Genomic DNA, 23,210 nt, shown 5'->3' with positions numbered 1-23,210 from the left:
GGAGCCGATGATGGACGAGTTCCGGGAAGTCGTTGCGGGGTTGGTGTTCCGGGATCCGGGGATTCCGATCGCGGCGAGCGGGGATGTGACCTCGCCCGAGCACTGGGTGCAGCACGTTCGGGAGGCCGTGCGGTTCGGGGACTCCGTTGCCGGGCTCGTCGAGGAGGGCGTGGGCGCGTTCCTCGAACTGGGTCCCGACGGGGTGCTGTCGGCGATGGCCGCTGACTCCGCGCCGGAGGCCGCGGTGATCACTCCGGTGCTGCGCAAGGACCAGGACGCGGAGACCAGCCTGCTCACGGCTCTGGCTCGGCTGCACGTCGTCGGTGCCGACCTGCGGTGGGAGTCGCTGCTGGAGGGCGGGCGTCGCATCGACCTGCCGACCTACGCGTTCGAGCGGCGCTGGTTCTGGCCCGACACCGCGGGCCGTGCGGGTGACGTGCGCGGAGCCGGTCTGGAGGCGGTGGAGCACCCGCTGCTCGGTGCGTCGGCCGAGCTCGCCGACGCCGACGGGTTCCTGTTCACCAGCCGCCTGTCGCTGCGGTCGCAGCCGTGGCTGGCCGATCACGTCGTGCACGGCCAGGTGCTCGTCCCGGGCGCGGCCCTGGTGGACCTGGCGATCCGGGCCGCCGACGAAGCCGGGTGCGAGCGGGTCGAGGAGCTGACGCTGTCCTCCCCGCTGGTGCTGCCGGAGCGGGGTGCGCTGCAGCTTCAACTGCGCGTCGGGCCGGAGGAGGACACCGGGCATCGCACGATCGCGATCCACAGCAGGCCCGAGAACGACGCCGAACTCCCCTGGACGCAGCACGCGACCGGCCTGCTCGGCCGTGAGCCGCTGGCCCCGGCGTTCGACACCGCCGCCTGGCCGCCCGCAGGCGCCGAGCCGGTGGAGCTCGACGGGTTCTACGACCGCTTCGCCGCCGCGGGCTTCGACTACGGCACCGAGTTCCAGGGGCTGCGCGCGGCGTGGCGGTCCGGCGACGAGGTGTTCGCCGAGGTCGCGCTGACCGAGGACGTCGACACCAGCGGGTTCGGCCTGCACCCGGCGCTGCTGGACGCGAGCCTGCACGCCCTGGCGCTCGCGGGTCAGCACGCCGGCGGCGTCGTGCCGTTCTCCTGGCGCGGCATCGCCCTGCACGCCTCGGGGGCCTCCGAACTGCGGGTTCGGACGTCGGTCGCGGCCGACGGGTCGATGGTCGTCGCACTGGCGGATGCCACCGGTGCTCCGGTGGCGAGCGTGGAATCCCTGGTCGTGCGCGAGTTCGCGCAGACCGAGCTCACCGACGCCCAGCGCACCCGCGACGCCCTGTTCGGCCTGGAGTGGATCCCGGTCGCAGGTGACGCGGCCGAGGTCGAGTGGGCGGTGCTCGGCCCGAACGCGTTCGGGCTGCCCGGCACGGTCCACGAAGACCTGAGCACGGTGACCGCGGACGTGGTGCTCGTTCCGGTGGCGGGAGAGGCGGACGCGGTGGCGTCCGCCTACGCCGCTGCCGCGCGGGCCTTGCTCTTGGTGCAGCGGTGGCTGAACGACGAGCGCTTCGCCGAGTCGCGCCTGGTGTTCGTGACCCGCGAAGGCGACGTGGCCGCAGCGGCGGTGCGGGGTCTGGTGCGTTCGGCGCAGTCGGAGCACCCGGGCCGCTTCGGGCTGCTGGAGCTGGGCACCGGCGATGTCGATTCTTCCGCCCTGGCAACGGCTCTCGCTACCGACGAGCCGCAGCTGGCGATCCGCGACGGCGAGGTGCTGGCGGCGCGTCTGGTGCGGGTGACGCCGGAGGGTGAGTCGGTCAGCTGGGGCGGCCGGGTGCTGATCACCGGCGGCACGGGTGGTCTGGGCGCCCAGGTCGCCAGGCACTTGGTTGCAGAGCGGGGTGTGCGGGACCTGGTGCTGGTGAGTCGCCGGGGTTTGGATGCCGCCGGTGATCTCCCGGCCGAGCTGGCCGGGCTGGGTGCCACGGTTGAGGTGGTCGCTTGCGACGTTGCTGACCAGGATGCGGTCGCGAATCTCCTGGATCAGCACGAGGTTTCGGCCGTGGTTCACGCGGCTGGTGTTCTCGATGACGCTACGGTCGAGTCGTTGACGCCGGAGCGCGTTGATGCGGTGTTGCGTCCGAAGGTGGATGCGGCTTGGCACTTGCACGAGTTGACTGAGAATTTGTCGGCGTTCGTGGTGTTCTCGTCGGCCGCAGGTGTTTTCGGATCTCCGGGGCAGGCGAACTACGCGGCGGGCAACGCCTTCCTCGATGCCCTGATCGAGCACCGCCGTTCTCTCGGCCTGCCGGGCACGTCCCTGGCCTGGGGCGCGTGGGAGCAGGGCATGGCCTCGGGCATGGACGCCGACCGGCTCGACCGGTCGGGAATGCCCGCGCTGACCACCGAAGAAGGCCTGCGGCTGTTCGACGCCGCGCTGTCCACCGACCACCCGCTGGTGCTGCCGGTCCGCCTCGACCTGGCGACCCTGCGCTCGGCGGGCGAGGTGCCGCCCCTGCTGCGCGGGCTCGTCCGCACCAGGACGCGTCGCTCCCTGGCCGGATCACGTGCGGCGGAGTCCCTGGTCGCCCGGCTGAGCGGGCTCACCCCGGCCGAACGACGCGATGTGCTCCTCGAGCTGGTGCGCGATGACGTCGCCGCGGTCCTGGGCCACGCCGACGGCAAGGCGATCGACCCCACCCGGGCCTTCCAGGACTCCGGCTTCGACTCGCTGACCGCAGTCGAGCTGCGGAACCGCCTCGGCGCCTCCGCCGGGCTGCGCCTGCCCGCCACGCTGGTCTTCGACTACCCGAACGCCCAGGCGCTGGCCGAGCACCTCGACGACGAGCTGTTCGGCTCGGGCGCGCAGGACGCCGCGAGCGTCCCCGCCCTGGTCAACACCGCCGACGACCCGGTCGTGATCGTGGGCATGGCCTGCCGCTACCCGGGTGGCGTGTCCTCGCCGGAAGACCTGTGGCGGCTGGTGTCGGACGGCGTCGACGCGATCTCGGAATTCCCCGATGACCGCGGTTGGTCGCTGGACACCCTCTACGACCCGGACCCCGACCACGTCGGCACCTCCTACACGCGCTCCGGCGGTTTCCTCCGGAACGCCGGGGACTTCGACGCCGAGTTCTTCGGGATGTCGCCGCGCGAGGCGCTGGCCACCGATTCTCAGCAGCGGTTGCTGCTGGAGGTCGCGTGGGAGGCGATCGAGCGCGCCGGCATCGACCCGATGTCGCTGCGCGGAAGCCGCACCGGGATGTTCGCCGGTGTCATGTACAGCGATTACAGCGGCCTGCTCGACGGCGGCGATTTCGAAGGCCACCAGGGTCAGGGCAGTTCGCCGAGCATCGCCACCGGGCGCGTCGCCTACGCCCTCGGGTTCGAGGGGCCTGCGGTCACGGTGGATACGGCGTGTTCGTCGTCGTTGGTGTCGATGCATTGGGCGATGCAGGCGTTGCGCAGTGGTGAGTGCTCGATGGCGCTGGCCGGTGGTGTGACGGTGATGTCGACGCCGGGTCCGTTCGTGGAGTTCTCCCGCCAGGGCGGATTGTCCCCGGACGGCCGCTGCAAGGCGTTCGGCGACTCCGCCGACGGCGTGGGCTGGTCCGAGGGCGTCGGTCTGCTGGTGCTGGAGCGCTTGTCGGACGCGCGTCGCAACGGGCACGAGGTTCTCGCGGTGGTGCGGGGTTCCGCTGTGAACCAGGACGGTGCGTCGAACGGCCTGACCGCGCCGAACGGCCCGTCGCAGCAGCGAGTCATCCGGCAGGCCCTCGCCAGCGCCGGTCTGTCCACATCGGACGTCGATGCGGTGGAAGCGCACGGGACCGGAACGGCTTTGGGCGATCCGATCGAGGCGCAGGCGCTGCTGGCGACCTACGGTCAGGGCCGGGAGCGCCCGCTGCTGCTGGGCTCGATCAAGTCGAACATCGGGCACACGCAGGCCGCTGCGGGTGTTGCGGGCGTGATCAAGATGATCGAGGCCATGCAGCGCGGTGTCCTGCCGCGCACCCTGCACGCCGAGACGCCGTCGTCGCACGTCGACTGGGAAGCCGGTTCGGTCGAGCTGCTGAGCTCGCCGAGCGACTGGCCGGAGACCGGTCGAGTCCGTCGCGCCGCGGTCTCGTCGTTCGGCGTGAGCGGCACGAACGCCCACGTCATCCTGGAGCAGGGCCCCGCCGTCGAGGAACCGGAGGAGCAGCCGTCGGCGCAGGTGGTCCCGTGGGTGGTCTCGGCGAGGTCCGAAGCCGCGCTGGACGAGCAGATCACCCGCCTCCGCGCCCTCGACGCCGCCCCGGCCGACATCGGGTTCTCCCTGGTCACGTCCCGTTCCCGGTTCGAACACCGCAAGGTCCTGCTGGCCACGGACTCGGAGATCACGGACCTCGTCACGGGCACCGCCCGCGAAGGCGCCCTCGCCGTGGTCTTCGCGGGCCAGGGCTCCCAGCGGCTGGGCATGGGCAGGGACCTCTACGAGCGTTTCCCGGTGTTCGCCGAGGCCCTGGACGAGGTCCTGAGCCACCTGGATCCGTCAGTCCGAGAGGTGATGTGGGGCGAGGACGAGGATGCCCTGAACCAGACGGGAATCGCTCAACCAGCCCTCTTCGCCCTCGAAGTCGCCCTCTTCCGCCTGACCGAGTCCTTCGGCCTCCGCCCGGACTACCTCGCGGGTCACTCGATCGGTGAGGTGGCCGCGGCCCATGTGGCGGGCGTGTTGTCCCTGGAGGACGCCTGCACCTTGATCTCGGCTCGGGCCCGGTTGATGCAGGCCTTGCCCCCGGGCGGCGTGATGGTGGCGGTCCGCGCCAGCGAGTCCGATGTCCTGCCGTTTCTATCGGGTGGTTCTGCCGGTGTCGAAACCTCCCATATTCAGGCGGATGAAAACAGCGGTTTTCGACGCGACGAAAACAGCGGTTTTCGATCGGGTGACAGTGGCGGTTCTCGGTCGGGGGTGGTGTCTCTTGCAGCGGTGAACGGTCCCGAGTCGGTTGTTCTGGCTGGTGATGAGGGCGCTGTTCTGGAGGTTGCGAAGAACTGGGAGTTCAAGCGGATCAAGGTTTCTCATGCGTTCCACTCCGCGCTGATGGAGCCGGTGCTTGATGAGTTCCGGGTGGCGATTGAGGGGTTGTCGTTCGAGGAGCCTGGGGTTCCGATTGCTGCGGCCGGGGATGTGACTTCTCCTGAGTTCTGGGTGCAGCACGTTCGGGAGGCTGTGCGGTTCGGGGACTCGGTTGCGGATCTGGTCGATGCCGGTGTGACGGCGTTCCTGGAGCTCGGGCCGGACGGGGTGCTGTCCGGGTTGGTGGCCGAGTCCGTCGAGGACGTCGTGGCCGCTCCGGTGCTGCGGAAGGGGCGGGACGAGGAGTCCTCGCTGTTCACGGCGCTGGGCCGGTTGCACGTGTCCGGTGTCGACGTCGACTGGTCGCCGGCCTTCGACGGGGCCCGGCGGGTCGCGCTGCCGACCTACGCGTTCCAGCGCCAGCGGTTCTGGCCGGTGCTGCGGGCTCGCAGCGGGGACGTGTCCGGGTTCGGGCTGGTGGACGTCGAGCACCCGCTGCTCGGTGCGTCCGCGGACCTCGCCGGTTCGGACGGGGTGCTGTTCACCAACCGCCTGTCGGTGAGCGCGCAGCCGTGGCTGGCCGAGCACGTCATCCAGGGCCAGGCCCTCGTCCCCGGCGCCGCTCTGGTGGAGCTGGCGCTGCGGGCCGGAGACGAGGCCGGCTGCGACCGGGTCGAGGAGCTCACCCTGGCCGCCCCGCTCACGTTGCCCGAGCAGGGCGCCGTGCAGGTGCAGGTCGCGGTCGGCGCCGCCGACGAGTCGGGTGCGCGCACCCTCACCGTGTTCTCCCGCCCGGCCGAGGCCGTGGGCGGGTTCTGGACCGAGCACGCCACCGGCACGCTCGCCACCGGGGAACGTTCGCTGGCCTTCGATGACGGCCTCCAGCCGCCCGCCGACGCCACCGAGCTCGACGTGACCGGCTGCTACGACCTGTTCACCGACGCCGGGTTCCACTACGGCCCGACCTTCCGCGGACTGCGCTCGGCTTGGCAGCGCGGCGACGACGTCTACGCCGAGGTCGTCCTGCCCGACGGTGCCGACACCACCGGTTTCGGCCTCCACCCGGCGCTGCTCGACGCGTGCCTGCACGCGGCGGGCGTCGCCGGTGACGGGGGAGCCGGCCTGCCGTTCTCCTGGACCGGCGTGTCCCTGCACGCCGCCGGCGCCACCCGTCTGCGGGTCCGCCTGTCGAAGCGGGCCGACGGATCGATGTCGCTGGCCCTGGCCGACCCGGCCGGAACCCCGGTCGCCTCGGTGGAATCCCTGGCCCTGCGCCCGATCTCGACCGACGGCCTCGCCGAACGCGACTCGCTGTTCGGCCTCCGGTGGACCACGGCCGCGGTGACCGACGGCGCGTCGGAATGGCAGGTCCTCGGCCCGAACCCGCTCGACCTGCCGGGTGAGGTCCGCGACGATCTGAGCGAGGTCACGGCCCCGGCGGTCTTGGTGCCGGTGGCGGGCGGCGAGGACGTCATCTCCTCCGCCCACGACGCGACCACCCGCGCCCTGGGCCTGGTGCAGGAGTGGCTGGCCGCCGACCGGCACGCCGACTCGCGCCTGGTGTTCGTCACGCGCAGCGCCGACGTGGCCGCCGCCGCGGTGCGCGGCCTGGTGCGCTCGGCGCAGTCGGAGCACCCGGGCCGCTTCGGCCTGCTCGAACTCGACGCCGACGAGGTGCCGAGGGGCTTGCTGACCCGGGCGCTGACCAGCGACGAACCGCACCTGCTGCTCCGCGACGACCAGGTGATGGCCGCTCGTCTGGCCCGGGTGACGCCGGAAGGCGAGCCGGTCACCTGGGGTGGTCGGGTTCTGATCACCGGCGGCACTGGCGGCCTCGGTGCCCTGGTGGCTCGCCACCTGGTCGCCGAGCGGGGTGTGCGGGACCTGGTGCTGGTGAGTCGCCGGGGTTTGGATGCCGCCGGTGATCTCCCGGCAGAGCTGACCGGGCTGGGTGCCACGGTTGAGGTGGTCGCTTGCGACGTGGCTGACCGGGTTGCGGTCGCGAATCTTCTGGAGCGGCACGAGGTTTCGGCTGTGGTTCACGCGGCTGGTGTTCTCGATGATGCTACGGTCGAGTCGTTGACGCCGGAGCGCGTTGATGCGGTGTTGTGTCCGAAGGTGGATGCGGCTTGGCACTTGCACGAGTTGACTGAGAACCTGTCGGCGTTCGTGGTGTTCTCGTCCGCCGCGGGTGTTTTCGGATCTCCGGGGCAGGCGAACTACGCGGCGGGCAATGCCTTCCTCGATGCCCTGATCGAGCACCGCCGTTCTCTCGGCCTGCCGGGCACCTCGTTGGCCTGGGGCGCGTGGGAGCAGGGCATGGCGGTCGACGCCGAGCGGCTCACCCGCTCGGGCATGCCGCCGCTGTCGCCGGAACAGGGCCTGCGGCTGTTCGACGCGGCCCTGGCCGCGCCCGACCCCGTCCTCCTGCCGGTCCGCCTCGACCTGGCGACCCTGCGAGCCGGCGGCGAGGTCCCGCCGCTGCTGCGCGGCCTGGTCCGCACCCGCTCCCGCCGCACCCTGGCCGGATCGGGCGCCACCGACTCGCTGCTCGCGCGCCTGAGCTCGCTCGGCGAGACCGACCGCGCCGAAGCGCTCCTGGACTTGGTGCGCGGTGAGGTCGCGGCGGTCCTCGGCCATGTCGACGGCAACGCCGTCGATCCGGCGAAGGCGTTCCAGGACCTCGGTTTCGACTCGTTGACCGCTGTCGAGCTGCGCAACCGCGTCGGCGCCACCACCGGCCTAAAGCTGTCGGCGACGCTGGTGTTCGACTACCCGACGGCCCACGCCCTGGCGGAGCACCTGCACGACGAGCTGTTCGGCGCCGCCGAGGTCGTGCTCCCGGCGGCGGTCGGCACGGCTGACGACCCGGTCGTGGTCGTGGGCATGGCCTGCCGCTACCCGGGCGGGGTGTCCTCGCCGGAAGACCTGTGGCGGCTGGTGTCGGACGGCGTCGACGCGATCTCGGAGTTCCCCGACAACCGGGGCTGGGACCTCGACGCGCTGTTCGACCCCGACCCGGACCACGCCGGGACCTCCTACGTCCGCGAAGGCGGCTTCCTGCACGAAGCAGGGCATTTCGACCCGGCCTTCTTCGGCATGTCGCCGCGCGAAGCGCTCGCGACCGACGCCCAGCAGCGGCTGCTGCTGGAGGTCTCCTGGGAGTCCCTGGAGCGCTCGGGCATCGACCCGATGGCGTTGCGCGGCAGCCAGACCGGCGTGTTCGCCGGTGTCATGTACAACGACTACGCCCAGCTCCTCGCGGGTGACGCCGAGGGCTACCAGGCCACCGGCGGTTCGAGCGTCGTCTCCGGCCGCGTCTCCTACACCTTCGGGTTCGAGGGCCCCGCGGTCACGGTCGACACCGCCTGCTCGTCGTCGCTCGTGTCGATGCACCTCGCCGCCCAGTCGCTGCGGCAGGGCGAGTGCTCGCTGGCCTTGGCGGGCGGTGTGACCGTGATGTCCACGCCGAGCGCGTTCATCGGGTTCTCCCGGCAGCGCGGCCTGTCCCCGGACGGCCGCTGCAAGGCGTTCGGCGACTCCGCCGACGGCGTGGGCTGGTCCGAGGGCGTCGGCGTCGTGGTGCTGGAGCGGCTCTCCGACGCCCGCCGCAACGGTCACCAGGTGCTGGCCGTGGTGCGGGGTTCGGCGGTCAACCAGGACGGTGCCTCCAACGGCCTGACCGCCCCGAACGGCCCGTCGCAGCAGCGCGTCATCCGCCAGGCCCTCGCCAGCGGAGGTCTGTCCACATCGGATGTCGACGTGGTCGAGGCGCACGGCACCGGAACGACTCTCGGCGACCCGATCGAGGCCCAGGCTCTGCTGGCGACCTACGGTCAGCTCCGCGACGAGCCGCTGCGGCTCGGTTCGATCAAGTCCAACATCGGCCACGCCCAGGCGGCCGCCGGTGTCGCGGGCGTGATCAAGATGATCTCCGCGATCCAGCGCGGCGTCCTGCCGCGCACCCTGCACGCCGACACGCCCTCCACGCACGTGGACTGGGAAGCCGGAACCGTCGAGCTCCTCGCCGAGCCGACCGAGTGGCCGGAGGTGAACCGGCCCCGCCGAGCGGCGGTGTCGGCGTTCGGCGTCAGCGGCACCAACGCCCACCTCATCCTCGAACAAGGCCCGGCCGTCGACGAACCGGTCGAGCAGACCCCGCCGTCCGCCGCGCCGTGGATGATCTCCGCGCGGTCCGACGAGGCCCTCAACGAGCAGATCAACCGCATCCGCTCCGCCGAGGGCTCCCCGCTGGACATCGCCTACACCCTGGCCACCTCGCGCTCGCTGTTCGAACACCGCGCCGCGCTGGTCGCCACCGGCGACGGCGTCGTCCCGGCCGGACGCGGCGTCGCCGAGGCCCGGACGCTGGCGATCCTGTTCACCGGCCAGGGCTCGCAGCGACTCGGCATGGGGCGTGAGCTGCACCAGCGGTTCCCCGTGTTCGCCGACGCCTTGGACGAGGTCCTGGAGCACTTCGACCCCGCCGTGCGCGAGGTCATGTGGGGCGACGACGCCGAAGCGCTCAACCGGACCGGGACCGCGCAGCTGACGTTGTTCGCGATCGAGGTCGCCCTGTTCCGGCTCGTCGAGTCCTTCGGCGTGCGGCCGGACTACCTGGCCGGGCACTCGATCGGCGAGATCGCCGCCGCCCACGTCGCCGGGGTCCTCTCCTTGGAGGACGCGTGCGCGCTGGTCGGCGCCCGGGCACGGCTGATGCAGGCGCTGCCGTCGGGCGGCGCGATGGTGGCGGTGCAGGCCGGTGAGGCCGAGGTGCTGCCGCACCTGGTCGACGGCGTGTCGATCGCCGCGGTCAACGGCCCGGCGTCGGTGGTGCTCTCCGGCGACGAGGCCGCCGTGCTGGAGGTGGCGTCGCGGTGGAAGTCGACCCGCCTGCAGGTCTCGCACGCCTTCCACTCGCCGCTGATGGACCCGATGCTCGACGAGTTCCACCAGGTCGTCAGCGGCTTGTCGTTCCACACCCCGACGATCCCCGTGGTCACCTCGGGTGATGTGACCTCGCCCGAGCACTGGGTGCGGCACGTGCGCGAACCCGTCCGGTTCGCCGACGCCGTGGCCGACCTCGTCGACGCGGGCACCACCGCGTTCCTGGAACTCGGCCCCGACGGGGTGCTGTCCGGCATGGCGGCCGAGACGGCCGAGGACGCGCTGCTCGTCCCGATCCTGCGCAAGGACCGGGGCGAGGAGGAATCCGCCGTCACCGCCCTGGCGCGGCTGCACGCGAGCGGCGTCGACATCTCCTGGGACCCGTTGTTCGCCGGAACCGGTGCGCGCCGCATCGCGCTGCCCACCTACGCCTTCCAGCACCAGTGGTTCTGGCCCGCGGCCGCGGCCCGGCACGACAGCTCGCTGGGCCTCGGACTGCTGTCGACGGAACACCCGCTGCTGGGCTCGGCGGTCGAGCTGGCCGAGGGCGACGGGGCTCTGTTCACCAGCAGGTTGTCCCTGCAATCGCACCCGTGGCTGGCCGATCACGTCGTCATGGGGCGCCCGGTCGTGCCGGGCGCGGCGCTGGTCGAGATGGTCGCCCGAGCAGGCGACGAGCTCGGCTGCGGCGGTGTGGAGGAGCTGACGCTCGTCGCCCCGCTGGTCCTGTCCGAGCACGGCGGCGTGCGGGTGCAGGTGTGGGTCGGCGCGGCCGACGAGTCCGGCCGCCGCTCGGTGAACGTCTACTCGCAGCCCGACGGCGACGACGAGCAGGTCTGGACGCCGTGCGCCAGCGGTGCGCTGGCCGTCGACGGCCGCGAGGCCGAGTTCGACGTGGCGGTCTGGCCGCCCGCCGGCGCCGAACCCGTCGCGCTGGACGACTGCTACGACAGGCTTGCCGACGCCGGACTGGAGTACGGCCCGATCTTCCAGGGCTTGCGCGCGGTCTGGCAGCGCGGGGCGGAGACCTTCGCCGAGGTCGCGCTGCCGGACGGGGTCGACACCGACGGCTTCGACCTGCACCCGGCGCTGTTCGACGCGTGCCTGCACGCGGCGGCCATCGCCGGGGACGGGGGAGCGGGCCTGCCGTTCTCCTGGTCGGGCGTGTCGCTGGACGCGTGGGACGCGGTGGAGCTGCGGGTGCGGCTGCGCCGGGACGCCGACGGCTCGATCGAGCTCGCCATGACCGATCCGGACGGCGTGCCGGTGGCCTCGGTGAAGTCGTTGACGGTGCGCCCGGTGGCCGGGGACCAGCTGGTCCCCTCGGGTGTCGAGCGGCGGTCGCTGTTCGGCGTCGAGTGGACGTCGGTGCCCGCGCAGACCTTCACCTCCCCGGTGACGATCCTCGGCGCGGACGAGTTCGGTCTGGTCGAGGCGCTGCCCGGGGTCGAGACGCGGGTGGAGCCGGGGCTGCGGCCGGAGACCGGTGGTGTGGTGCTGGCTCCGATCGTTCCGGACCCGGCGATGTTCCGGAGTCCGTGCACGCGACGGTGTCCTGCGCTCTGGCGCTGCTGCAGGAGTGGTTGGCGAGCGAGCGGGACGCTGATGCGCGTCTGGTGTTCGTGACTCGGGAAGGCGATGTCGCTTCGGCCGCCGTGTGGGGTCTGGTGCGTTCGGCGCAGTCGGAGCACCCGGGCCGGTTCGGGTTGCTCGACCTCCCCGACGACGTCGATGTCGCTTCTCTCGCAACGTCGTTGGAGTCCGCCGAGCCGCAGTTGCTGATCCGCGACGGTGAGGTGCTGGCGGCCAGGTTGGCGCGCGTCGCCCCGGAGGACGAGCCGGTCGCCTGGGGTGGTCGGGTTCTGATCACCGGCGGTACGGGTGGCCTGGGTGCTCTGGTGGCTCGTCATCTGGTGGCGGAGCGCGGCGTTCGCGATCTGCTGCTGGTCAGCAGGCGCGGGGCCGCGGGCGAGCTCCCCGGCGAGCTGACGGAGCTCGGTGCCCGGGTGGAGGTCGTTTCCTGCGACGTGGCCGATCGCGAGTCCGTGGCGGAACTGGTTCAGCAGCACGAGTTCTCGGCCGTGGTGCACGCGGCTGGTGTGCTGGACGACGGTGTGGTTGAGTCGTTGACGCCGGAGCGCGTGGATGCTGTGCTGCGTCCGAAGGTGGATGCGGCCTGGCACTTGCACGAGTTGGCTGAGAACTTGTCGGCGTTCGTGGTGTTCTCCTCCGCCGCAGGCGTTTTCGGAAACCCCGGCCAGGCGAACTACGCCGCCGGGAACGCGTTCCTGGACGCTCTGGTCGAACACCGCCGCTCCCTCGGCCTTCCGGGTGCGTCCCTCGCGTGGGGTGCCTGGGATCAGGGCATGGCGGCCGAGACCGGATCGGCCATGCCCGCGCTGGCGCCCGAGGACGGCCTGCGGCTGTTCGACGCCGCACTGGCCACGGGACGTCCCGTGGTGCTGCCGCTGCACCTCGACCTGGCCGCGATCCGCGCTCGTGGCGACGTTCCGCCGCTGCTGCGCGGCCTCGTCCGCAGCCGGAAGGCCAAGGCCGGGGCGGGATCGCGCACGGCCGAGTCGCTGGCGACCCGCCTGCGCGGCCTGAGCGAGGCCGGCCGCGCCGAAGCGCTCCTGGACTTGGTGCGGGGTGAGGTCGCGGCGGTCCTCGGTCACGCTGACGGCAGCGCCGTCGATCCGGCTAAGGCGTTCCAGGACCTCGGTTTCGACTCGTTGACCGCTGTCGAGCTGCGCAACCGGCTCGGATCCACCACCGGCCTAAAGCTGTCGGCGACGCTGGTGTTCGACTACCCGACGGCCCACGCCCTGGCGGAGCACCTGCACGACGAGCTGTTCGGCGCCACCGACGTCGTGCTCCCGGCGGCGGTCAGCACTGCTGACGACCCGGTCGTGATCGTGGGCATGGCCTGCCGCTACCCGGGCGGGGTGTCCTCGCCGGAAGACCTGTGGCGGCTGGTGTCGGACGGCGTCGACGCGATCACCGAGTTCCCGACCGACCGCGGCTGGGACATGGACCTGCTGTTCAACCAGGACCCCGATCACGCCGGGACCTCATCGGCTCGATCCGGCGGCTTCCTCAGCGCCGCAGGTGATTTCGACGCCGAGTTCTTCGGCATGTCGCCGCGCGAGGCGCTGGCCACCGACGCCCAGCAGCGATTGCTGCTGGAGGTCGCGTGGGAGTCGCTGGAACGCGCGGGCATCGACCCGGCCTCGCTGCGCGGCAGTCAGACCGGTGTGTTCGCCGGTGTCATGTACAGCGACTACGTCCAGCTGCTCAGCGACGCCTCGGAGGGGCACCAGGGCACCGGGAACTCGCCCAGCGTCGTCTCCGGCCGCGTCTCCTACACGTTCGGTTTCGAGGGGCCGGCGATGACCGTGGACACGGCGTGCTCGTCGTCGCTGGTGTCGATGCACCTGGCCGCGCAGTCGTTGCGGCAGGGCGAGTGCTCGCTGGCGCTGGCCGGTGGCGTGACCGTGATGTCCACGCCGGGCTCGTTCGTCGAGTTCTCCCGGCAGGGCGGACTCGCACCCGACGGGCGCTGCAAGGCGTTCGGCGACTCCGCCGACGGCGTCGGCTGGTCCGAGGGCGTCGGTCTGCTGGTGCTGGAACGCCTGTCGGACGCCCGCCGCAACGGCCACCAGGTCCTGGCGGTCCTGCGAGGTTCTGCGGTGAACCAGGACGGTGCGTCCAACGGCCTGACCGCCCCGAACGGCCCGTCGCAGCAGCGCGTCATCCGCCAGGCCCTCGCCGGTACCGGACTCCAGCCGTCCGATGTGGACGCGGTGGAAGCGCACGGAACCGGAACGGCGCTGGGTGATCCGATCGAGGCGCAGGCGTTGCTCGCGACCTACGGGCAGGACCGGGAGCGGCCGTTGCTGCTGGGCTCGGTGAAGTCCAACATCGGGCACACGCAGGCCGCTGCGGGCGTCGCGGGCGTGATCAAGATGATCGCGGCGATGCGGCTCGGCACGCTGCCGCGCACGCTGCACGCCGACACCCCGTCGTCGCACGTCGACTGGGAGGCGGGGTCGCTGGAGCTGCTGAGCGCCCCGGCCGAGTGGCCGGACACGGGCAGGCCGCGCCGCGCCGGCGTCTCGTCCTTCGGCATCAGCGGCACCAACGCCCACGTCATCCTGGAGCAGGCCCCCGACGCGGGCCCGCCGGAGCCGGAGGCGAAGGTCCACCCGACCGCGGTTCCGCTGCCGATCTCGGCCAAGACCGAAGGCGCCCTGCCCGGCCAGGCCGAACGCATCCGCGCCGCTGCCGAGCACACCCCGGCCCTGGACCTCGGATTCTCCCTCGTCGACTCGCGCACCCGGTTCGAACACCGCAAGGTCCTGCTGGCCACGGACTCGGAGATCACGGACCTCGCCACGGGCACCGCCCGCGAAGGCTCCCTGGCCGTCCTCTTCGCGGGCCAGGGCTCCCAGCGGCTGGGCATGGGCAGGGACCTCTACGAGCGTTTCCCGGTGTTTGCCGAGGCTCTGGACGAGGTCTTGGCTCACTTGGATCCGTCAGTCCGGGAGGTGATGTGGGGAGAGGACGAGGAAGCCCTGAACCAGACGGGCATTGCTCAACCGGCCCTGTTCGCTCTGGAGGTGGCCCAGTTCCGCCTCGCGGAGTCGTTCGGGTTGCGTCCGGACTACTTGGCGGGTCACTCGATCGGTGAGGTCGCCGCGGCCCATGTGTCGGGCGTGTTGTCCCTGCAGGATGCGTGCACCCTGATCACGGCTCGCGCCAGGTTGATGCAGGCCCTGCCCTCGGGCGGGGCGATGGTCGCCGTGCGCGCGAGCGAGTCCGACGTCCTGCCGTTCCTGTCGGGTGGTTCTGCTGGTGTCGAAAACTCCCATATTCAGGGGGATGAAAAAAGCGGTTTTCGACGCGATGAAAACAGCGGTTTTCGATCGGGTGAAAGTCGTTCTCGGCCGGGGGTGGTGTCGCTCGCGGCGGTGAACGGGCCCAACTCGGTTGTTCTAGCCGGGGATGAGGACGCTGTTCTTGAGGTTGCGAAGAACTGGGAGTTCCAGCGGCTGAGGGTTTCTCATGGTTTTCACTCGGCTTTGATGGAGCCGGTGCTTGATGAGTTCCGGGTGGCGATTGAGGGGTTGTCGTTCGAGGAGCCTGGGGTTCCGATTGCTGCGGCCGGGGATGTGACCTCTCCTGAGTTTTGGGTGCAGCACGTTCGGGAGGCTGTGCGGTTCGGGGACTCGGTGGTCGAGCTCGTCGAGGCCGGGGCCACTGCGTTCCTGGAGCTCGGGCCGGACGGGGTGCTGTCGGCTTTGGCCGCGGAGTCCGTCGAGGACGCCGTGGTGGTGCCGATGTCGCGGAAGGACGGGGCCGAGGAGGTCGCCGTCGTCACCGCGCTCGCCCGGCTGCACGTGTCGGGTGTTGACGTCGACTGGCGGTCGTTCTTCACCGGGACCGGGGCGCGCAGGGTCGACCTGCCGACCTACGCCTTCGAGCACCGGACGTTCTGGCCGACGCCGACCGCGCAACCGCACGACGCCTCGGGCCTGGGACTCACCGCGCTCGGACACCCGCTGCTGGGTGCCGGCGCGGAACTGGCCGGCTCGGACGGCTTCCTGTTCACCAGCCGCCTGTCGCTGCGGGTTCAGCCGTGGCTGGCCGACCACGTCGTCATGGGGCAGGCGCTGGTTCCCGGCGCCGCCCTGGTGGAACTCGCGATTCGCGCCGGTGACGAGGTCGGGTGCGAACGGGTCGAGGAGCTGACGATGGCGGCACCGCTGGTGCTGCCGGAGAAGACCGCGCTGCGACTGCAGGTCGCCGTCGGTTCCCCGGACGAGGCGGGACGCCGCACGATCGCGGTGTACTCGCGGCCCGAGGACACCGACGCGCCGTGGACCGAACACGCCAGCGGCGTCCTCACCAGCGAGGATCCGCAGGTCGAGGCCGACCTGGGGGAGTGGCCGCCTGCAGGAGGCGAGCCGGTGTCCCTGGACGGCTGCTACGACGGCCTCGCCGACGCCGGGTTCGACTACGGCCCGCTGTTCCAGGGCCTGCGCGCGGCGTGGCGCCGTGACGGTGAGGTGTTCGCCGAGGTCGCGCTGCCCGAGGGCACCGAGACCGGTGGGTTCGGGCTGCACCCGGCGCTGCTCGACGCGAGCCTGCACGCCGCGTTCGTCGCCGAGACCGGTGGCGAAGCCGGACTGCCCTTCTCCTGGACCGACGTCTCCCTGCACGCCACCGGCGCGACGGAACTGCGGGTGCGCCTGACCCGCACCACCGACGGCGCCATGACCCTCGCCCTGGCCGACTCCACCGGAACGCCGGTCGCTTCGGTGCGGTCGCTGGCGCTGCGCCCGGTCTCCCCGGCGCAGCTCGGCGCCGGTATCGACCGCGACGCGCTGTTCGGCGTGGAGTGGATCCCGGCCCCGAGGACCGAGCCGACCGGCCTCGACTGGGCGGTGCTCGGCCCGAACGAGCTCGGCCTGCCCGGACCGGTCCACGAGGAGCTGCCCGGCGCCGAGATCGTGCTGGCACCGATCACCGGCTCCGACGACGTGATCGGCTCGGCCCACGACCTCGCCGCGCACGCGCTCGGCCTGCTGCAGCGGTGGCTCGCCGAGGACCGCTTCGCCGAGTCGCGCCTGGTGTTCGTGACGCGCGGTGACGTGTCTGCGTCGGCGGTGCGGGGTCTGGTGCGCTCGGCGCAGTCCGAGCACCCGGGCCGGTTCGCGCTGGTCGACGTCGGCGAACCGGTCGACGAGACGGCGCTGCGGAGGGCCCTGTCCAGCGACGAACCGCAGCTGCGCATCCGCGACGGACAGGTGCTGGCTCCTCGCCTGACCCGGGTGACGCCGGAGGACGAGCCGGTCACCTGGGGCGGTCGGGTTCTGATCACCGGTGGCACGGGTGGCCTGGGTGCTCTGGTGGCTCGTCATCTGGTGGCGGAGCGCGGTGTTCGCGATCTGCTGCTGGTCAGCAGGAGAGGGGATGCGGGCGAGCTCCCCGATGAGCTGACGGAGCTCGGTGCCCGTGTCGATGTGGTCGCCTGCGACGTCTCGGACCGAGCCGCGGTCGCGGCTCTGCTGGAGCAACACGCGGTCACGGCCATCGTGCACGCGGCCGGTGTGCTCGACGACGGCGTGGTCGAGTCGCTCACGCCGGAACGCCTGGATGCGGTGCTGCGTCCCAAGGTGGACGCGGCGTGGAACCTGCACGAGCTCTCGGAGAACCTGTCCGCGTTCGTCGTGTTCTCCTCCGCTGCAGGCACGTTCGGCACTCCGGGCCAGGCGAACTACGCGGCGGGCAACGCGTTCCTCGACGCCCTGGTCGAGCACCGCAGGTCTCTCGGCTTTCCGGGTGTCTCCCTCGCCTGGGGTGCCTGGGAACAGGGCATGGCGGCCGAGACCCGCTCGGCCATGCCCGCGCTCACCCCGGACGAAGGGCTGGAGCTCTTCGACGCGGCCCTGGCCACGACACACCCGGTCGTCCTGCCGGTCCGCCTCGACCTGGCGGCCCTGCGGTCCGGCGGAGACGTTCCGCCGCTGCTGCGCGGCCTGGTGCGCACCCGGTCGCGACGGTCCCTGGCGCAGACCCGCACGGCGGAGTCGCTCATCGCCAGGCTGGGCGGTCTCGACGCGAGCGAGCGGCTGGCCGCGCTCGTCGAGCTGGTCGCGGGCGAGGTCGCCGCGGTCCTCGGGCACACCGATCACAAGGCCGTCGACCCGTCCCGGGCCTTCCAGGACCTGGGCTTCGACTCGCTGACCGCAGTCGAGCTGCGCAACCGGCTCGGCACCGCCACGGGCCTGAGGCTGCCCGCCACGCTGGTCTTCGACCACCCGACGACCCGCGCCCTGGCCGAGCACCTGCACGACGAGCTGTTCGGCGGCACCGCACCGGCCCCGTCGCTGCCGGTCCTGGCCGGCACGGGCGACGACCCGGTCGTGATCGTGGGCATGGCCTGCCGCTACCCGGGAGGCGTGTCCTCGCCGGACGACCTGTGGCGGCTGGTCTCCGACGGGGTCGACGCGATCACCGAGTTCCCGGCCGACCGCGGCTGGGACCTGGACTCCTTGTTCCACTCCGACCCGGACAACGCAGGCACCTCCTACACCCGATCCGGCGGATTCCTGCACGACGCAGGCGATTTCGACCCCGCGTTCTTCGGCATGTCGCCGCGCGAGGCCCTGGCCACCGACGCCCAGCAGCGACTCCTGCTGGAAACCGTGTGGGAAGCCCTGGAACGCACCGGGGTCGACCCGACGACGCTGCGCGGCAGCCGAACGGGCGTGTTCGCCGGTGTCATGTACAGCGACTACAGCCAGCTGCTCAGCGGCAGCTCGGAAGGCCACCAGGGCACCGGCAACTCGCCGAGCGTCGTCTCCGGGCGCGTCTCGTACACCTTCGGGTTCGAGGGGCCTGCGGTCACGGTGGATACGGCGTGTTCGTCGTCGTTGGTGTCGATGCATTGGGCGATGCAGGCGTTGCGCAGTGGTGAGTGCTCGATGGCTCTGGCCGGTGGTGTGACGGTGATGTCGACGCCGGGCTCGTTCGTGGAGTTCTCCCGGCAGCGCGGCCTGGCCGCCGACGGCCGCTGCAAGGCCTACTCCGACTCGGCCGACGGCGTCGGCTGGTCCGAAGGCGCCGGTGTCGTCGTGCTGGAACGCCTCTCCGACGCCCGCCGCCACGGCCACCAGGTGCTGGCGGTGGTGCGGGGTTCCGCGGTGAACCAGGACGGTGCGTCGAACGGCCTGACCGCTCCGAACGGCCCGTCGCAGCAGCGCGTCATCCGCCAAGCGCTGGCCAGCGGTGGATTGTCCACTTCGGACGTCGATGTGGTCGAAGGTCACGGAACCGGAACGGCTTTGGGTGATCCGATCGAGGCGCAGGCGCTGCTGGCGACCTACGGTCAGGACCGCGAGCGCCCGCTGCTGCTGGGCTCGATCAAGTCCAACATCGGGCACACGCAGGCCGCTGCGGGTGTTGCGGGCGTGATCAAGATGATCGAGGCCATGCAGCGGGGCGTCCTGCCCAGGACGCTGCACGCCGACACCGCATCGTCCCAGGTCGACTGGGAAGCCGGTGCGGTCTCGCTGCTGACCGACACCGTCGAGTGGCCCGAGGTCGGCCGGCCCCGGCGCGCGGCCGTGTCCTCGTTCGGCATCAGCGGCACCAACGCCCACCTGATCCTGGAGCAGCCCGAGGCCGTGGACGAGCCGGAGGAGGACACGCAGGTCCTGCCCGGCGTCGTCCCGCTGCCGGTGTCGGCCAAGACCGACGGCGCGCTGTCCGGCCAGGTCGAGCGCATCCGCGCCCACGTCGACGAGGAGTCCTCCGTCGACATCGGGTTCTCCCTGGTGGAATCTCGCCCGGTGTTCGAGCACCGCGCGGTCCTGCTCGACGGCGACACCGGCGTCGTCGAGTCCACCCGAGGCCTCGCCGAGGAGCGGACGCTCGCGATCCTGTTCTCCGGGCAGGGCTCGCAACGCGTCGGAATGGGCTGCGAGCTCTACGACCGCTTCCCGATCTTCGCCGAAGCCCTCGACGAGGTCCTGGAACACCTCGACCCGGCGGTCCGCGACGTCATGTGGGGCGCCGACGAGGACTCCCTCAACCAGACGGGAATCGCCCAACCGGCCCTCTTCGCGCTGGAAGTCGCCCTGTACCGCCTCACCGAGTCCTTCGGCCTCCGCCCGGACTACGTCGCGGGCCACTCGATCGGGGAAATCGCCGCAGCCCACGTGGCAGGCGTGTTGACCCTGGAGGACGCCTGCACCCTGATCGCGGCCCGAGCCCGCCTGATGCAGGCGTTGCCCTCGGGCGGGGTGATGGTGGCGGTTCGTGCGAGTGAGTCGGAGGTGCTGCCGTTCCTGACGGAAGACTCCCGTATTCGGGAAGCGGATAACTCCGGTATTCGGGGACCGGATTACTCCGGTATTCCGTCACCTGGGGGCGGGAGTGGTTCGGGTGGTGTGGTTTCGCTGGCGGCGGTGAACGGGCCGAGTTCGGTGGTTCTGGCCGGGGACGAGGACGCTGTTCTCGAGGTTGCCGGGCGTTGGGAGTTCCAGCGGTTGAGCGTTTCTCATGCTTTTCACTCGGCTTTGATGGAGCCGTTGCTGGCGGAGTTCCGGGAGGCGATCAGCGGGATCTCGTTCCGGAGCCCGAGCGTGCCCGTGGTGGTGTCCGGGGACGTGTGCTCGGCTGAGTTCTGGGTGCAGCACGTGCGGGAAGCCGTGCGGTTCGGGGACGTCGTCGCCGACCTCGCCGAGGCGGGGGTGAACGCGTTCCTGGAGCTCGGACCGGACGGCGTGCTGTCGGCGATGGCGGCGGAGACGGTCGAGGACGCCGTGCTGGTGCCGATGTTGCGGAAGGACGGGGCCGAGGAGGTCGCCGCGGTCACCGCGATGGCGCAGCTGCACGTGTCCGGCGTCGACGTGGACTGGCGGTCGTTCTTCACCGGGACCGGGGCGCGCAGGGTCGACCTGCCGACCTACGCCTTCGACCACAAGCGGTTCTGGCCGATGCCCACCACCCGGTCCCGCGACGCCTCGGGGCTGGGCCTGCAGGCGGTCGAGCACCCGCTGCTGGGAGCCGCGGTCGAGCTGGCCGGATCCGACGGGTTCCTGTTCACCAGCCGCCTGTCGCTGCGCTCGCAGTCCTGGCTGGGCGACCACGTCGTCATGGGACAGGTCCTCGTTCCCGGCGCCGCCATGGTGGAGCTCGCGGTGCGCGCGGGCGACGAAGTCGGATACGACCGGGTGGAGGAGCTGACGATGGCCGCGCCGCTGGTGCTGCCCGAAGACGGGTCGGTCCAGCTGCAGGTCGCCGTCGGCGCCGCCGACGACTCGGATCACCGCAGCGTCACCGTGTTCTCCCGACCCGAGGGCGACGCAGACGCGCCGTGGGCCGAGCACGCCACCGGTGTCCTGACGACCGGGGAAGACCCGGCCCGGACGGGCCTCGCCGCGTGGCCGCCCGCGAACACCGAACCCCTGGACCTGGCGGACTGCTACGAGCGGTTCGCCGAGGCCGGTTTCGACTACGGGCCGCTGTTCCAGGGCCTGCGTGCCGCGTGGCGCCGTGACGGTGAGATCTTCGCCGAGGTCGCGCTGCCCGAGGGCGCCGAGACCGGCGGGTTCGGGCTGCACCCGGCGCTGCTGGACGCGAGCCTGCACACCGCCTTCCTCACCGGCGGCGACGGCGGGGCCGGAGTCCCGTTCGCCTGGACCGGCGTGTCCCTGCACGCCTCGGGCGCCGCGGAACTGCGGGTCCGGATGGCGGTCGCCGACGACGGGGCGATGACCCTCGCGCTCGCCGACACCACCGGAGCCCCCGTCGCCTCGGTGGACTCGCTGGTGGTGCGCCCGCTCTCGCCGGAACTCTCCGGTCAGAGCTCGCGGGACCTGTTCGGCCTGGACTGGGCCGCGGTCACCGCACCTGACGCACCCGAACCGGACTGGGCGGTGCTCGGCCCCGACGACCTGGGCCTCCCCGGACAGGTCCACGAGGACCTCCCCGAAGCCGAGGTGGTGCTGGTGCCGATCACCGGCGGCGACGACGTCGTCGCCTCTGCCCACGCCCTCACCGCGCGGGTGCTGGGCCTGGCCCAGCGGTGGATCGAGCGCTCCGCCGGAACCAGGCTGGTGTTCGTCACCCGCGACGACCTCGCCGCCTCCGCGGTGTGGGGTCTGGTGCGCTCGGCCCAGTCCGAGCACCCGGACCGGTTCGGACTGGTCGACACCGACACCACCGACCCGGCCGCCCTGGCCCGGGCCCTGGCCACCGGCGAGCCTCAGGTGCGCCTCCGCGACGGAGAGGTCCTGGTGCCTCGGCTCACCCGAGTCGGCCCCGCCACCGAGATGACCTGGGACGCCGACGGCACCGTGCTCATCACCGGCGGCACCGGCGGTCTGGGCGCCCTGGTGGCCCGCCACCTGGTCGCTGAGCACGGCGTTCGCCGACTGCTGCTGGTCAGCCGGCGCGGGCGCGACGGCGACGGGGCCGACGAGCTGGTCAAGGAGCTCGCCGACCTCGGCGCCTCAGCGGAGGTCGAGGCCTGCGACGTCGCCGACCGCGCCGCCCTCGCCGACCTGCTCGAACAGCACCCGGTCTCGGCCGTCGTGCACACCGCGGGCGTGCTCGACGACGCCCCGATCGACTCGCTGACACCGGAACGCGTGGACGCGGTGCTGCGGCCCAAGGTCGACGCCGCGTGGAACCTGCACGAGCTCACCGAGGACCTGTCGGCGTTCGTGGTGTTCTCCTCCCTCGCGGGCACGTTCGGCAACCCGGGGCAGGGGAACTACGCGGCCGGCAACGCGTTCCTCGACGCGCTCGCCGCGCGGCGCCGGGAGCTCGGGCTGTCCGGGACGTCCCTGGCGTGGGGTGCGTGGGAGCAGACCGGCATGGCCGCCGACCACGCGGAACGCATGGCCAAGTCCGGGATGCCGCCGCTGCCGGTCGAGGAGGGCCTGGCCCTGTTCGACGCGGCGCTGGGCGTCGAGCGACCCGTGGTCCTGCCGGTCCGACTGGACCTGGCGGCGATCCGGGCGCGCGGCGAGGTTCCGCCGCTGCTGCGCAACCTCGTCCGGCGGCGCACCCGCCGCGCCGTCACCGAGTCGGCGGCGGAGGCGCTCACCGCGCAGCTCACCGGCCGCTCGGCCGCCGAACGCGCGGAGATCGTCCTCGACGTCGTCCAGCACCAGGCCGCCGAAGTCCTGGGCCACGACGACAAGGACGCCGTCGAACCCGCCCGCCAGTTCCAGGAGATGGGCTTCGACTCGCTGACCGCGGTCGAGTTCCGCAACCGCCTCAGCGCGGCGGCCGGCACCCGCCTTCCCGCCACGCTGGTCTTCGACTACCCGACGCCGCGGGAACTGGCGGACCACCTGCTCGCCGAGCTCGCCCCGGACGAGGGCACCTCGCTCCTCGCCGAGCTCGAACGACTGGAGAGCGCGCTCGGCAACGCCGACATCGACGACGAGCTGCACAAGCAGGTCGCAGGGCGCCTCGACGTCCTCAAGTCCCGCTGGGACTCCCGCCGAGCCGACGCCCAGGAGGAATCCGCGGACATCGACCTCGACAACGCCTCCGACGACGAGATGTTCGCCCTCCTCGACAACGAACTAGGAGACGCCTAACCAGCCCTCGCCCCCGGTCCCGACCTCGTCCCCTCTCGGTGGTCGGAGACTCGGGTGGGGACAGTTTTAGCCATAATCATCCATGATCAATGTCCTTTTTGTCCGGACAATTATGGCTAAAACTGTCCCCTGCCTCGCTCCGCACGACGCGAGTCCGGGCACTCGGACCGGAA

The 23,210-nt window shown here is 71.8% G+C and carries 1 protein-coding gene and 1 pseudogene; both read left to right on the top strand.

Annotation, left to right across the window (positions count from 1 at the left end):
• Positions 1–7 precede the first annotated feature (7 nt).
• A pseudogene (locus tag REH65_RS08450) lies at positions 8–11,164 on the top strand (SDR family NAD(P)-dependent oxidoreductase); the annotation flags it as partial.
• On the top strand, positions 11,092–23,037 hold the full coding sequence (locus tag REH65_RS08445) for an SDR family NAD(P)-dependent oxidoreductase (protein WP_406692005.1): 11,946 nt from the start codon (positions 11,092–11,094) through the stop codon (positions 23,035–23,037). The pseudogene REH65_RS08450 and the gene REH65_RS08445, both read left to right, overlap by 73 nt.
• Positions 23,038–23,210 lie beyond the last annotated feature (173 nt).

Origin of the sequence: Saccharopolyspora sp. ID03-671, from assembly GCF_045278815.1 — a bacterium.
GTDB classification, from domain to species: Bacteria; Actinomycetota; Actinomycetes; order Mycobacteriales; family Pseudonocardiaceae; genus Saccharopolyspora; species Saccharopolyspora ipomoeae.
Note: the sequence above shows the minus strand (reverse complement) of the source record. Positions and strands in the feature narration are given on the sequence as shown.